This window comes from Phycobacter sedimenti (assembly GCF_038148855.1).
GTDB lineage: Bacteria > Pseudomonadota > Alphaproteobacteria > Rhodobacterales > Rhodobacteraceae > Phycobacter > Phycobacter sedimenti.
In genome coordinates this window covers 122355-136801 of record NZ_JBBVGR010000008.1, presented here as the reverse complement: position 1 = coordinate 136801, position 14447 = coordinate 122355, and the positions used below count along the sequence as shown (strand labels likewise).

Below are 14447 nucleotides of genomic sequence, written 5' to 3'. Positions count from 1 at the left end.
ACAGACGCGCGCGGCACCCCGGAGGGTGACGAACAGATGCATGGTCCTGCGCATCGGCGCGGCGCTGACGGTGACATGACCCCGCACCTCGATCATCGAGGGCATACGACATTCCGTGCCTGAAGGGCATGGCTTGCAAGACGGCGCCCCGAAGATCTGGACCGGACACTGGTCGCCCGTGTCACGAACATGAAAAATTAATTCAATTCTCAATACTGCCATCACGCAAAACCGGGACCTAAAGCAACCCACAAAATAATTATCATAAAGTTATAACGGAAAGACACATTTCAGCCCGAAATTTTTCCACTGCAAGCCCTCCGTCCCGTTAACGATGCCTTCAGGTTTGGGCACTTGTTGAAAAGGGCGAGATCATGAGTGAAGCAAAAACGGTAATATGTTATTCCCAGGAAGAATTGGATGCCGCACTCAAAAACCTTATCTCGGAGGGTGGCGGTGAAATACTTCTGGCTCCAAAAGTCGAGTTCCAGATTGCCGCCTGGGACACAGAGGATGGCAATGTCAACCCGAACATCGCCATCAGATCCCTGGATCCAAATACCCCCGCGATAGTCACGTCTGTCCGAATGAAAGGGATTGAAAACATCTCTTTCGAGAACCTGAGGATTGAAGAGTCCGGAATGGGGTCATCGCAACCCACATCGGTCATTGACCTCATGTCGTGCAGTAATATCGTGTTTAAGAACAATGTGATGGAGGGATCGTCCGAAGGGCCTCCAGGCACCATTGACGATTACGAAGTCGCCAGCAGTGCCGCAATCGTGAAATGGTCAGACGGCATCGTATTTGAACAAAATCAGATTTCCAACTTCTTCCATGGGCTTGCTTTCCGAGATTGCACTGACATTGATGTCGTCAAAAACGATATTCAGGGGCTGCAAGGGGATGGAATTCGCATCGGCGGCGTTTCCGGAATGAACGTGCAGGGAAACCACCTGCATGACATGACCGGTTCCACAACGGAGTTCAATCACCCTGACTTTATTCAACTATGGGGTTTTCGAACAACGATTAATAATGAGAACATCACTATTTCGGAAAACATTCTGGATGCCAGTGGCGGACCTCTTTATCAGCTGATTTTCGGGCACAATCGAAATGCTGAAGATAGCGACGAACTCTTCCAAAATATTCTGATTGAGGACAACGTCCTTTTTGGGGGTCACCGCAACGCGATATTCCTTAATGATACCAACAACGCTACAGTTCGAAACAATACCGTCATAAATAGTCCGGACATTTTCATAATTGAAGCCGACGGCTCAATCACCCCATCCAGCATGGTGGGTACGATTGATATCGGCGGAACCAATACGGTTGTCGAGAACAACATCGTTCACACCGTTCGAAATGAGGGCGACAACGCGGTCCTCGGCATCGGGGACGATCCCAGCGATGACTACAGGGATCACTTCCTCAACGTCGAGGCAGGGGGCAGCGGCGACCTGCGCGATCTGATGTTGCGTCCGGACAGCCCCCTGAATGGCGTTGCTGGGAGCCATCTGACCTGGTTCGATCCAACCGCAGACGCGCTGTTGGCAGTTGCAGACGTAACGATTTCGAAATTCGATCAGTCAGAAGTCACTCTGACCGCGGAACACTCCAGATCGGCGACAGGTCTGGCGGTTGACGCAGGGGCTGACTTTACCTGGATTTTTGCCGATGGAACCGAAAAGAAAGGGGTCACCGTCACGCATGATTTCGGAACGTCGGGATCTCATGACTACATTCTGGTGGTTACGCTGCCGGATGGGACGAAAGATCAGATTACCCGAAGCATCGACATCGACTCTCCATACGTGTTCGACCTTGATGTTTCCGGCTCCATACTTGCTGACAAGACGGAAATCGCAAATGACATCGCTCTGAAAGGAGATCTGGTCGTTGCAGATGACTGGGTGGAGATTGGCGGTCAGTCCAGGATCGAGATTTCGCGGTCCAACGACGCACTGTTCAATCTGAGCAGTTTCAACCTTGGCATCACGATCGACCGAGAAGACGGCATGGCCGGGTCATTCCTCGACCTGCCTCACTCCCTTTCGGCCAGGATCGATGCCGAGGGCCACGTGTGGTTCACCATGAATACTGATGAAGGGGAGTTCAAGCTGGTGAGCGGCGTCGCGATCTTTGCCGACGAAGCCGCCCATCATCTGAACTTTGTCTACGATGGCGACCAGGGGAGCCTGGCATTGCTGGTGGACGGAGAATTGACAGATACGGTTGAAGCTCACGGAACGACGAATCCCAAAATGTACTGGGGCTTGACGGTTGGCAACACCTGGAATGATGGCCTGTCTGCCAAGGTCCGCGACATCTACCTGCTGCGGGAAAACCTGGAACGGGACGGCTCTGCGATCGAAGACATTTCGGCTGATGCAATGCCGAGCTTCCTTGGCTACCTCTTCTGGGACGCAAACGGGGTCGAAGCCGTTGATCTGGACTATACCCTCAGCGGCGTTGGACCCTGGACTCCTGCAGGTATCAATATCAGCGAAAACAGCCTGGCTCTTACGCGGCAGAATGACGTCTTCTATGAGGCCGATGCATTCTCCGTAGAGTTCACCCTGCAGATGAACGATCCTGACAGTAGTGGCACCATTGCTTATCTTCACAATACGCTGGATTTGGCGCTGAACGACAGCGGTCAGTTGGTTCTGAGACTCAAGACCTCCGAAGGTTGGAAGCAGATCGCCTCAGGCCCGGAGAACTGGGACACAGAGAGTCACAAGATCAGCATCCAGTATGACAGTGCCGAGAACAGCCTGCAGCTGTTCGTGGATGACAGGCTGGTGGCCAGCGGTGAGCACAGCGGCACGACCGCGTCCGTTAAGTACTGGGGGCTGAACTTCGGCCATCCCTGGGGAGGCGAAACGGTTGACGCCCTGGTGAATTACATAACGGTTTCGGATACGCCCAGCCTTCATGACGGGCCATATGTCATCGATGGCTTGTTCGACCCAACCGCCCACGGTCTGTCCGGAGAGACCGTGCTGGCATTCGACTTCGAGGGAAGCAAACTGGCCGACCTGTCCGGCGCCGGAGCGCAACTGCAATCGGCAGACGGGAATTTCGAATTCTCGGAAGTACGGGGATCGCAGGTACTCGACGTGTCCTCGGACAAAGCAGCGCTTGAGGTCACTCGGGGATACGAGGACCTATACGGTCAGGACGACTTCGTCTTCTCGCTCGACATGAAAAGCGATACATCCGACGGTCGCAATGTCTTCGGAATTCACAAGGCATTCCAGCTTGATGTCGTGGGGGATGACCTGGTTTTCCGCATGACGACCTCAGATGGTCAGTTCGAAATCTCAACCGACGGGGATGTGCTGGCCGACCGCGACTGGCACGAGGTGGAAATCGCCTATTCTGACAGCCAGGGGCGATTGCAGATGAGCGTGGACGGCATCCTTGTGGACTCAATGGACGCAAGCGGGACCACCCCCGATATGCAGCACTGGGGTTTGTCCGTAGGCAGGAAATGGGGAAATGGATTTGATGGGCAGATCGACGACTTCGTCTTCATGACCGACGTCGGAGCAGACCACTTCAGCATTCTGTAAGCCGTCTTAGCGACCAGTCCGCCTGCCGTCTAGGATGTGCCCCAAAAGGAATTGGGAGCGGCCTTTTCGACCGCTCCCAACTGATTTTGCGTTTCTACGCGTAGCTTACGCTTGCTTGTTGCGACGCACCAGTGCCAGAGCACCCATTGCAGTCAGCATCAGAGCTGCAGCTGCCGGAACCGGAACAGCCGACATCGCGAATGCGATCTGATCACCAACGTTTGCGCCGGTGTAGTTGATCACGAGCTGGGTGGGACCAGCAACCGGCGCACCAAAGTCCGGAGTTACCGGCGCACCGCCAAAGGTATAGGTGACACCACTCAGAGTTTCGGCAACGAGGTCGAAGGCAAACCGGAGATTTGCACCGATATCATTGACAATGTTCAGAGTGATGGAACCGGCACCTTCTGGAGACAGAGCAACGCCAACCAGAGACTGATAGCCATCGGAGAAGTTGTACGTACTACCGTCTGTGTACGCAGAGAAGTATGTCAGCGCGGAGGCCGACATCGGAGCCAGCGTGGCAACAGCCGCGGCAGCTACGTATTTGAGAGCTTTAATCACTTTACCATCCTCAAATTTGTTATCACGACATCCACCCACGGATGCCTGCACCCATGTCAACGCTCTTGGGGCTCCAAGAGAATTGCCAACGATATGATTAAAATACTTCATACCCCGGCGCGCAGCAACAAATTGTTAACGTCTGCGAGGGTTCTGATGCGAAAATGGCCCCGGAATTGGGTGCATTGTTGCCAAATTGAACGAAATCCTGCCGCATGAGGCAGGCTATCCACCAAGCGCACACAAGTGTGAGACTTTCGCGCTGCCAACCAAGAAAAATGGGCGAATCGCCCCAGATCCATTGGAATAGTGGCAACATTAAGAAGAACGAAAGATGCGATCCCTTGCAAAAGTGACTGTCTGCTGCGGCGCGGTTTCAGCCGGTCTGATGCCTATTCCGGGATATATCGTGGAAGGATCTTGAGGACACGCGACATGAGCGCCTCGAGGCGGCGTGTCGCATCCTCCTCTGTCTCGTTCGGGGCAATACGGGTCACAAACCGCACCATGGCGCCATCGCTACGTCCCCGTATCACCGTGTCCCGCAGGACCGACAGTTTGGCCGTCACGTCATTTGTCATCCGGGTGCCACGCTGCTCGAACCAGTAGTAGACCAACTGGCGCTCGAACCCCTTCTCGACGACCGCGCGGTTCACGGTGAATGTCCCGTAAACCGTTTCGGGCATCGACACTTCATGAGGGGCCAACGAGAAGATCTCCCAGCCGCCGTTGGGCAGGCACACCTCGGGGGAATGGATCCCTTCCCCTTCGGTCTGGCTTCGATACCAGGCCGCGAAAAACTCGACCGGAATATCGGAGTCCGGACCGATATAGGCGGAGTTCGCATAGTCAGTTGCGCCAAGTACCTTTTCGACATTCGGCTCCAGTGTGCTGAAGAATCCCGACCATCCATCAAGCCGACTTGGGAACAGGGCAAATGAATCCCGCGTCGGGGGCTCGTTCTCTGAATGCGGTGTCAGCACGTAGGTGGCAGAGATCAAAAGACTGAGCGCCACCGAAGCCGTCAGAGCACGGCTGGCCGGAAAGGACAGCACCTTGGCGGCCTCGCCACCCAGTCCATTGAAATCCATGTCGATGGTTTCCGCCAGGCTCAGGTGACTGCGGCTCAGACGCTGCAACAGGACGGCGGTCAGAAACAGGATCGCAACGCAGGCACCAAAGATCACCCAGCCTTCGAAGAAATGCAAAAATCCGTCAGCCTGTTCGATCCCGTAAGAATTGACCAGAACACCGATCACGCCAATGCGGAAGGCATTCATGAAGACCGTCAGCGGCGCCGCAAAGGCAAAGAGAAAGACCTTGTGCCAGAAGGGGCCCCTGTACAGGATCGCGGTCAGATAGGAGAAGCTGAGGATCGGGAAAAGATAGCGCAGCCCCGAGCAAGCCTCGGCCACCTGAAGCTTGTAAGGCCCAAGATCGATGATGTTGCCGTCCAGGTAAACTGGTACCGCGGCCAGTTTGATGAACCAGACCCCCAGCTCAGACGACACGCCCTGCAAAAAGATCGTCAGTTTCCAATAGAGAATCTGGGGCAGCGGCAGCATGAAGATCAGGTGCAGGACCGGCATCTGGTGGCGCCGGCCCTCTGCCCAGCCAAAGCAGACGAGCACGACTCCGCCAACCCATATGATCAGCGCGTAGGCCACCAGATCCGGCACAGAGGTGAGATTTCCGACCACTGCAAGCAGAAGAGCGCTCACGATCACCAGAACGCCAGGACGGCGATTCACCGGGGTCGTACCGGGAAGCGGCTCCTTGTCGCGCAACTCCCGAAGGAACAGGTAGAGAGAGATCAGAGGGATCAGCGGTCCATGGCTGTATTCGGGTGTTACCCAGACTTCCAAGAGCGATGAAATGCCCAGCCAAAGCACCGGCACGCTGACCAGGAACAACACCACCAGCATGATGGCGCCAACGGGTATCCGGCCTTGAAACTCAGAGGGATTGGCAACAGAGGGTCCAGTGGGCATCGCAATAATCCCGAATTAACAAACAACACGCGGGTTGGATCAGGTCATCCAAACCCGCCATGGCGCATGAATTTCACATCAACCTAGTGTCTCAGAACCTTCCGGTCCACGCCCGGCCGATGGAAAAGTAAACCGTTTCCGACTTGGCCGTTGCAAGCCCGGTTTCCTTGCGTGTCGTCTGCCCCAGTCCGACAGTCAGCAGCCAATCGGAGGTCAGCTGACGATTCACGCTGAAGCTGACGCCGTATTCCTCGAGGTCGGAACCATTGCTGAGGTTTTCGCGCTCCAGGTAGCGCAGGTCAAACGCCAGCGTGGTCAAAGAGGTCAACGAAACGTCGTATCCGATCTGACCACGGGTTCGCAGAATGACCGCACCATCGCTCGCATCGCTCACCTGGCGCTGCAGGTTTGCACGGGCGTTGCTGTTGGGCGTGAGCTGGTTTTGGTAATCCAGGCGCCCGACAATCCGCGTTGACCCACCGTCCGAGAAGGTACCGCCGATATCAAAAGAGATCTGCCCACGATCACTGAACTGGGTTGTGTTCCCGACCGTCAGCGTGACGCGATCAGCAGATTGATCCGGCCAGGCCATGGACAGCGAGGTTCGGTACTCGCTTGTTTCACGCAAATGGCTGAGCGCAAAGTTCGCACCATAGGTGCGCAAGCGGTTGCTGCCCTCTTCCTGGCTTTGAGAATAGGTAAGGCTGGATGTCAGCTGCGTCACTTCCGACAGATCGAAACGTCCGGTCAGTGTCGCATTCTCACGATCATAATCCGTAAGAGTCGACCCCGCGCCCAGGTTCTTGTAGCGAACTTTGCTTGCTCCAACGGAGGCCCCCCAGCCAAACGGCCGGTCCTGCCCGAAATCGACCCCGAATTGCAGGTTCGAATTGATCCGATCACCGGTATTGTTGAGCGCATCGATGTCGTCATCTTCATCCAGATCGAATGATCTTAGATACGCCAGATCCCTCCGACGAATGGACGCCAGTGTCGTAAAGGTGGCGCCGGGTGCGATATGCCTGTAGCGCAGGGTCGCGCCGGTATCGTCGATGTCCGGATCATCCGAGCTGCTACCGAACGGGACGCGCAATGCGGCCTGCAGCCGAAGAGACAACTCGTCACTACGCGTCTTGCTGGACAGCTCATAGCCAAGATTTGTCGTGGACAGAATCTCAGAATCATCCTGTCCGGGATTAAGCGTGGGGTTCCGCACGGCTTCGACGCGTTCTGAAAGATCGAAACGCATTGTCCTGCCACCTGTGTCCTGGCCCGCCACAGGCGAGACGGACAGGGAAATCAACCCTGCGAACAGGGTCAGATTTTTACCTCGATGGTTCATGGTACCCCAGGATCACTCAAACAGACGGCGGGTGGGCACAACGATCACGTCGCCCCCGGTGACTGCGCTTGTGCCCACGTTGCTGACGCCATCCAGAACTTTGCTGTAGTCAAAGCGATAGACGGTCTCGGACCCGCCGGACACGCGGCGAAGCTGGATCCGCTTGACGGCCGCAAAATCGGTGACTCCACCAGCCAGGGCCAGCGCCTGCAACAGTGTCGTGTTGCTGTCCACATCCACATAGCCGGGATTGTTCACCTCGCCGATCACGTAGACCTTGCGGGAAACCGATGTGCCGCTTGAGCTGTTACGCTCACGCAGGGACACCAAAACGTTGGGCGTGTTGGCAAAATTGGGCGCCAGTGCGCCTGCAAGGCGGCTGCTTGCCTCTGTCAGGGTGTTGCCAGATACGGAGATGACGCCGACCAACGGGACAGAAATGCTTCCGTCCGGTCCGACCAGAACATCACGGTTGATCGATTCATCTTCCAGAACCTCCACCCGCAGCACGTCGCCCGAGCGGATCTTGTAGCTGGCGGCCTCAACCCCGGTGGCGATGAAGCCTACACAGGCCAATAGCGCCCAAGCCAAGAGAGCGATAGCTTTGTTGTTCGTCTTCATTTCTAAAATCCTGCTCCAAATTCGTAGCGCGCGCCAGAATCGTTAGACATATGCGCCGAGATTTACATACTTTGTTTACCACCGACAAATGAAAAGCCGATGTTCCTGCCGGGCCGTGCCCTGTAGGTCACATTGGCGATTCAAGCCCTTGCCGCACTATCCGCCCAACTCGTCTCTGAGATCCAGAGCTCGCTGGAACTGGGGAACGCCCTCATCGCCGTCCGCCAGATCAAAGCCGCGCTGCAACTCTGCGCGCGCTTCTTCGATACGCCCCGCCTTGGCATAGGCCTGGGCCAGATTGAAGGCAACGGTAGGATTGTTCGGCAACCCGCGTACCGCGGCCTGCAAGTTCAGGATTGCCGCGTCATACTCCCCATTGAGCGTCTGCACCCAGCCCAGCGTATCGAGCATCGCCGGAATTTTGGTGCCGTTCAGCCGCTGCGCAATCGTGTAGGCACGCTTGACGTCCTCCGGATTGTCGCGATGCATCGCAAGCATGCTGGCCAGGTTATTGGCCACGATCAGACTGTCCGGATCCTCCTTATAGAGGCGCTCATAAACCTCGATCGCGCCCTCTTCCTGCTGCTCCAGTTCCAGCTCATAGGCGCGCAGCATCAGTAGCGGATGCGCATCCGGCTGGCGCTCCAGCCCGGCCTGAAGGATCGCTTTTGCCTCGTCTCCACGCCCATTCTCGCGCAGCGACGAATAGAGCCGCTGCAACACAATCGGTTGGTCGGGGTGTTCGTCGTGCAGGGTTTGGTAGATTTGAATGGCTTCTTCGGGCTTCCCCTCCAACCCGGCCAGATTTCCTTCGAGTAGACGCAGAGCAAGGTTTTCGGGGAATTGGCTGCGCATCACGGCGAGTTGGTTGCGCGCATCCTCAAGGCGCCCGGACATCATTTGAACCCGCAGGATCTGCAGAGCGGAAACGAACTCACCGTTTTCGCCTTCCACATCGGCGGTTTGGCGCAGGAAGGCCAGACCCTCTTCTACCCGGTTCTGATTGAACATGATGGCGGCCTGCAAAGCCCGGGCCAAGGGCGCCGCGTTCGGGTTTTCGCTGTTGGCCAGACGATCCAGGATCCCGCGGGCGCCTTCAAAGTCGCCACGCTGCAACAGAACCTGCCCAAGAAGGCGCGCGACTTCCAGATCCCCGAAGGTGCGGAAAGAATCCGTCAGAACCTGCTCGGCCGCCGCGAGCTGCTCGCGCGCGATCTGATAGCGACCATAGATCAGTGCCTCACGCGGAGCCGCGTTGGTCACCTCCACCGCCTGCGCGAGGCGCTGCTCGGCCAGTTCTATATTGCCCATCTTTTGATGCGCTTCAGCCAGCAAGATCAGGGTTTCGGAGTTGCGCGGGTCCTGATCCAAGGCTTGCCGCAGGCCCGTGATCGCTTCGGACAGCTTGTCTTCACGGATATTCCAGGCCGCGCGCGCCACAAGCCCCGGAACGTTGCCCGGATCACTTTCCAGGACCTCTTCAACAAGAGCACGCGCCTCGTCGGCATACCCCGTGGCCGCCTTCATGCGTGACAGGCTGATACGGGCCTCATTGATCAGGTCGACCTGCTCGGCCTCCTCCACGATCCGCGACATGGTGGCAATTGCCTGCTCCCGCTCGCCCGCGTTGAACTCCAAAAGCGCGGCTTGAAGCGCATAGCGACGGGACAGGTCGGTGTCGCCGTTGGCCTCAGCCAGGCTATTCAGCTCCGCAAGGGCCGCATCCCGGCCCCGCGTTTGGGCCAAGAGCTCCACAACGGCAATGTGCCCCGCAATCGGGCCATCAAAATCACCGGCACGGTCGCGCAAGAATGTTTCCAGTGTGTCAAAATCGCGTTTTGCGCGGTACCAAAGAACAAGCTGATCGGCGATCACGCTGTCTTCCGGGAAGCGTTCATAAAGCCAGTGCAGCTGCTTGCCGATTTCCTCTGTTTCGCCGGCGCGTTGCAGGACCGCCAGCCGAGCCATGTGCAGTGGCTGAGAATCCGGGTACAGCTCCAGCAAGCGGTCGAGATAAGGAATCGCCCGCATCGGCGAAGGGCTGGTCGCGTGCCAGTCGACGAGAATACGGAGCGCTGTAGACAGTTTCGGGTGCTCATCAAGAAGCGCTTCTGCCTTTTCGACCTCCTGACCGGCGTCGACGTTGTTCTGCCTCTGGCGCGCGTCACGATAGTTGATGAAGATCATCAGGGCCTGGTGTTCGGGAACGTCCGGCGCAGCTTCGTACAAGGCCGTCCCATGGCGTGTCACTTCGCTGAAGTTGTTCAGGTCGAGGGCGATTTCCGCCAGCAACCTGCGCACATCAATGGCATCCGGATACTGTTCAACCAGACGCAGATATTGCCCGTAGGCCTCACGGACATTGCCGCTCTCCAGAACAAGATCCGCATACAGCCGCCGCGCCTCGCGATGAAGCGTGTTGTTGTCAAAGACGTTACGCAATTCGATCAGGGCGCGTTCAACATCCCCTTCTTCAAGCAACTCAAGCGCAGACTGATAATAGGCCTCTGCACGCTCTTCACTGCTTTGACATGCAGCCAGCGTTGCAACCATAAGAAAAACTGCAATGAAACGTCTCAACTTAACTTAACCCCGCCAGTATCCAGAATAGAGAATCGACCGAGCCTTTAGGTAGCACTTAGTCAACCGTTCTTCATGGGGAAACCGTACGATATTTGCTGAAACTACCCCCATGCTTCGCGCAATACGATTAAACACTGCTCCGGCTGTGCTCAATTCAGGCACAATATGTCAAGTTGCCGCCCATTAACTCGCATCGGGGGGAATTTTACGATAGGTACCACCGTGGAAGGCCGAAGGAATTGCCTTAGGAAAACAGAACGGGTACGAACGGACCGTTGTGTTGTGCCAACATTTTCGTGCCCTGCACGCAGTTTGGATGTACCATGAATTTCAGTTTTGATATCTACCTAGAACACTTTGGATTTGAGCGGCGGCCTTTTACGCTGGTGCCCGATCCCGACTTTGTGTTCTGGTCCCGCACACACAAGAAGGCCAGCGCGGTCCTGCAATACGGCCTGATCGCGCGCGCTCCGATCACTCTGGTCACGGGTGAGGTCGGGTCCGGAAAAACCACGCTTCTGCGCGACCTTCTCAAGACGATCACCGATGACCTCGTGATTGGCTTCATCTCGAATTCCACCGCAACGGATCGTGCAGATCTGATGCGGCTGATACTGACATCGCTCGAACAGGCGTACGGGGAGGAAGAGCCCTATGCTGCGCTGAGCCGACGGTTCGAAGAGTTCCTGATCGAGGAATACGCCAAGGGCCGACGCGTCGTTCTGATCTTTGATGAAGCGCAGAACCTGGGGCGCGACTCTCTTGAACAGCTCAGAATGCTGACCAACATCAACTTTGCCGAACACGAACTTGTGCAGCTGGTTCTGGTGGGACAGCCCGAACTGCGCGACATCATCATGCAATCGGACATGACCCAGTTGGCGCAGCGTATTTCTGCCAGCGTGTTCCTCCCGCGGCTCGGGGACGCAGATATAGAAAACTATATCAATCACCGGCTGCGCGTGGCTGGGGCCAAAAACGAGATATTCCTGCCAGAGACTTTTTCGAAGATCCGGCAGGTCACGGGGGGCATTCCACGCCTCATCAACCAGCTGTGCGACTTTTCGCTGCTCTATGCCTTCGAGGCTGATCAGCAGTTCGTGGATGGCGCGATTGTTCAGGAAGTTCTGGATGATCAACTGTTTTTCTGTGCCGGACGAGCGCATCCGTTACGTCTTGTGCAAGGGGAACAATCACCGCCCAATCTGAATGACCGCCTCAGCGGCGATGACAAGAAATAGGACCTGGCCGAGATGGAACTGCACTACTACTGGCGGATTTTTCGCCGCCACTTGCCCTATGTGGTCATCCTGACCGCAATCGGAGCGATTGTTGGCGTGGCGATCGCTCTTGCGCTGCCGCCGGTCTACAAATCTCAGGCGACCTTGATCGTGGAGTCCGAGCAGATACCGGACGAACTGGCTGCCACAACCGTGCGAACGGGTGAAATTGAGGCGCTCGAGATCATTCGTCAGCGCATCCTGAGCCGTGAAATCCTGCTGGATCTGGCCAACGATCAAAACCTGTATGCGGACAATCCGGGCATGATCGCAGACGAAAAGGTCAAGGATCTGCGCGGGCGCATCAATATTGACACAGTCCGAACCCAGGTTCGCCGGGGCGAACGATCGGCGACGATCGTGACCGTGAGCTTTGAATCTTCCAGTGCTCAGAAAAGCGCGCAGACCACGAATGAAGTCGTTACGTTGATCCTCCAGGAAAACGTCCGGATGCGCACAAACGTAGCGCGCCAAACTCTCGACTTTTTCACCCAGGAAACCGAGCGCTTGGAACAGGCTCTCAGTCAGATCAGCGCTCAGATCCTCCAGTTCCAGGAACAGAACCTTGAGGCGCTGCCCGACAGTCTTGAGTTTCGCCGCAGCCAGCAGAACGCCTTGCAAGAGCGCATTCTGCAGCTCGAGCGTGAAAAAAGTGCCCTTCAGGATCGTCGCCAGCAATTGATCACCCTGTTTGAAACAACCGGGCAAATCAACTTCAACGACCGCCGAAGCCCGGCTGCAGCCATCACATCGCAGGCCCGCCCCGAAGAGATCCAACTGGCAGAGTTGCGCCGGGAATATGCCCGCCTGTCGGCAACCCTGTCTGAAACAAACCCGCGCATGACCCTGCTGAAGTCCCAGATCGAAGCTGCCGAAGCCGCCGTGGCTGCCCTGCCCCCGCGTACGGCGCCTTTGGTCGACACCTCGGACCGCAGCCTCGAGATGTCGCTGTTTGATATCCAGATTGCCGACATCGATGCGCAGATCGGATACATTGAGGATCAGCGTGTCGCGGCCGAAGAACGCATGGAGAGGATCTCCCGAACCATCGAGGCAACGCCGGGCAACACGGTAACCCTTGCCGCGATGGAGCGCGATTATCAGAACCTGCAGGAGCAGTATAACCAGGCCGTCGCCAACAAGGCGCGCGCTGAGACTGGCAGCATGATCGAGTCCCTGTCGCGGGGACAGCGTATCTCGGTCGTGGAACAGGCTGTTCCGGCAGAGCAGCCGACGAGCCCCAATCGTCCGATCATTGCGACGAGCGGTCTGATGGGCGGCATGTTCCTCGGGCTTTTGCTTTTTGCCCTGCGCGAACTGTTGAACAACGCTGTCCGCAGGCCACGGGATTTGGAAAATGGGCTGCAGATCAGTGCCTTCGCGACAATCCCGTACATGACAACACAGTCAGAGCGTATGCGTCGGCGTACGACTGTACTCGGTATCGCACTCCTTATTTGCGTGGGTGTACCATCGACCCTCTGGTATGTTGATCAACATGTTGCCCCGCTTGCTCCGATCCTTGAGCGTGTGCTCGACCGGGTCGGTCTAGACCAATTAATCTGAGTACGGAGCGGAATTTCGATGGAACGCCTTCAAGCCGCAATTATCAAGGCACGGGAAAAGCAGAAGGGCAGTCAAGGCAGCGCAGCACGCGCCCCGGGACAAGCCGAAACCGAACTGGTGAACCCGCCGCTCTGGGACGAAATTCCTCATGCCGAATTGCAGGACCGCCTCCTGCGCCGCAACCGGATCGTGTCCATGAACTCGGATCCAGAGGCAACGCCGTTCGATATGCTCCGGACGCGAACATTGCGGGCAATGCAGGAGCATGGCTGGCGCCGCCTGGCGATCACCTCGCCGACGCCAGCCTGCGGAAAAAGCACAATCTCACTGAATCTTGCGTTTTCAATCGCGCGGCAAACCAACACCCGTGCCATCGCGATGGAAATCGATATGCGCAATCCCAGCCAGAACCGGCTGCTGGGGCTCAGCCGCAAAGAAAACAACAAGGGATCGGTTGGCGATGTTCTCTCTGGGCGGGCCAGATTTGGGGATCTGGCATTCCGGGGCACGGACGATCTTGCGTTCCTGACAAACTCAGCCCCGGTTCGCAACGCCTCCGACATCTTGCTGGGCGACGGCATCGGGCAAGTTCTGGCGGGGATCGAGGCTGACTACGAGCCCAATACAGTGATCTTCGATATGCCGCCTGTTCTCGTCAACGATGACACGATGGCATTCATGCAGCACGTGGACTGCGTGTTGATCGTTGCTGCCGCAGGGCGCAGCACCATCGCGGAAATCGACCGTTGTGAGCGTGAACTGGCGTCGCAGACCAATGTGCTGGGCGTTGTGCTCAACAAGTGCGAGTTTGCCGAAGGCGGGTACGGCGGATATGGCTACGGCTACTGAAGCCATCGGGCGCATGCGCCAAAGCGGCTGTCCGGTCGCATTGTTGATCCGGACGGCCTGAAAACAA

The 14447-nt window shown here is 56.8% G+C and carries 9 protein-coding genes; 4 read left to right on the top strand and 5 right to left on the bottom strand.

Features of this window, described 5'->3' with window-relative positions; all coding sequences use genetic code 11:
* The first annotated feature begins 374 nt into the window (after window positions 1-374).
* Window positions 375-3584, top strand: coding sequence for a LamG-like jellyroll fold domain-containing protein (locus AADA15_RS15200; protein WP_341642406.1), 3210 nt, complete (start codon window positions 375-377; stop codon window positions 3582-3584).
* 105 nt (window positions 3585-3689) lie between these two features.
* Here the strand turns inward: AADA15_RS15200 and AADA15_RS15195 are convergent, their stop codons facing one another.
* The 5 genes from AADA15_RS15195 to AADA15_RS15175 form a co-directional block, all read right to left on the bottom strand.
* A complete protein-coding gene (locus AADA15_RS15195; RefSeq protein WP_341642405.1) occupies window positions 3690-4259 on the bottom strand; it encodes a VPLPA-CTERM sorting domain-containing protein in 570 nt (189 codons plus the stop codon).
* Between the two features lie 281 nt (window positions 4260-4540).
* Window positions 4541-6139 (bottom strand): VPLPA-CTERM-specific exosortase XrtD, encoded by a 1599-nt coding sequence (xrtD, locus tag AADA15_RS15190; RefSeq protein ID WP_341642404.1) that lies wholly within the window; start codon window positions 6137-6139, stop codon window positions 4541-4543.
* Window positions 6140-6230: 91 nt separating this feature from the next.
* On the bottom strand, window positions 6231-7388 hold the full coding sequence (locus tag AADA15_RS15185; RefSeq protein WP_341642403.1) for a TonB-dependent receptor: 1158 nt from the start codon (window positions 7386-7388) through the stop codon (window positions 6231-6233).
* A gap of 105 nt (window positions 7389-7493) precedes the next feature.
* On the bottom strand, window positions 7494-8102 hold the full coding sequence (locus tag AADA15_RS15180) for a polysaccharide biosynthesis/export family protein (protein ID WP_341642402.1): 609 nt from the start codon (window positions 8100-8102) through the stop codon (window positions 7494-7496).
* Between the two features lie 156 nt (window positions 8103-8258).
* Window positions 8259-10655: a tetratricopeptide repeat protein gene (locus AADA15_RS15175; RefSeq protein ID WP_341642401.1), complete on the bottom strand. Its 2397-nt coding sequence runs from the start codon at window positions 10653-10655 to the stop codon at window positions 8259-8261.
* A gap of 353 nt (window positions 10656-11008) precedes the next feature.
* On the opposite strand from AADA15_RS15175, the gene AADA15_RS15170 reads away from it, so the two are divergent.
* From AADA15_RS15170 to AADA15_RS15160, 3 genes are read left to right on the top strand one after another with little or no spacing between them, the layout of a single operon-like run.
* Entirely contained in the window at window positions 11009-11926 is a 918-nt protein-coding gene (locus tag AADA15_RS15170; protein ID WP_341642400.1) for an ExeA family protein, read from the top strand.
* 12 nt (window positions 11927-11938) lie between these two features.
* Window positions 11939-13531 carry a GumC family protein gene (locus tag AADA15_RS15165; RefSeq protein WP_341642399.1) on the top strand — a complete coding sequence of 531 codons (1593 nt, stop codon included), beginning with the start codon at window positions 11939-11941 and terminating at the stop codon, window positions 13529-13531.
* A gap of 18 nt (window positions 13532-13549) precedes the next feature.
* The gene (locus AADA15_RS15160) at window positions 13550-14380 is read left to right on the top strand and encodes a CpsD/CapB family tyrosine-protein kinase (RefSeq protein ID WP_341642398.1); all 831 of its coding nucleotides are present in this window, start codon (window positions 13550-13552) and stop codon (window positions 14378-14380) included.
* Window positions 14381-14447: the final 67 nt, after the last annotated feature.

Bases quoted from the DNA above. Each gene is read 5' to 3' on its own strand.
- AADA15_RS15195 (WP_341642405.1), bottom strand. From the start codon at position 4,259: ATGAAGTATTTTAATCATATCGTTGGCAATTCTCTTGGAGCCCCAAGA.
- AADA15_RS15175 (WP_341642401.1), bottom strand. From the start codon at position 10,655: ATGGTTGCAACGCTGGCTGCATGTCAAAGCAGTGAAGAGCGTGCAGAG.
- AADA15_RS15160 (WP_341642398.1), top strand. From the start codon at position 13,550: ATGGAACGCCTTCAAGCCGCAATTATCAAGGCACGGGAAAAGCAGAAG.
- xrtD (WP_341642404.1), bottom strand. From the start codon at position 6,139: ATGCCCACTGGACCCTCTGTTGCCAATCCCTCTGAGTTTCAAGGCCGG.
- AADA15_RS15165 (WP_341642399.1), top strand. From the start codon at position 11,939: ATGGAACTGCACTACTACTGGCGGATTTTTCGCCGCCACTTGCCCTAT.
- AADA15_RS15180 (WP_341642402.1), bottom strand. From the start codon at position 8,102: ATGAAGACGAACAACAAAGCTATCGCTCTCTTGGCTTGGGCGCTATTG.
- AADA15_RS15170 (WP_341642400.1), top strand. From the start codon at position 11,009: ATGAATTTCAGTTTTGATATCTACCTAGAACACTTTGGATTTGAGCGG.
- AADA15_RS15185 (WP_341642403.1), bottom strand. From the start codon at position 7,388: ATGCGTTTCGATCTTTCAGAACGCGTCGAAGCCGTGCGGAACCCCACG.
- AADA15_RS15200 (WP_341642406.1), top strand. From the start codon at position 375: ATGAGTGAAGCAAAAACGGTAATATGTTATTCCCAGGAAGAATTGGAT.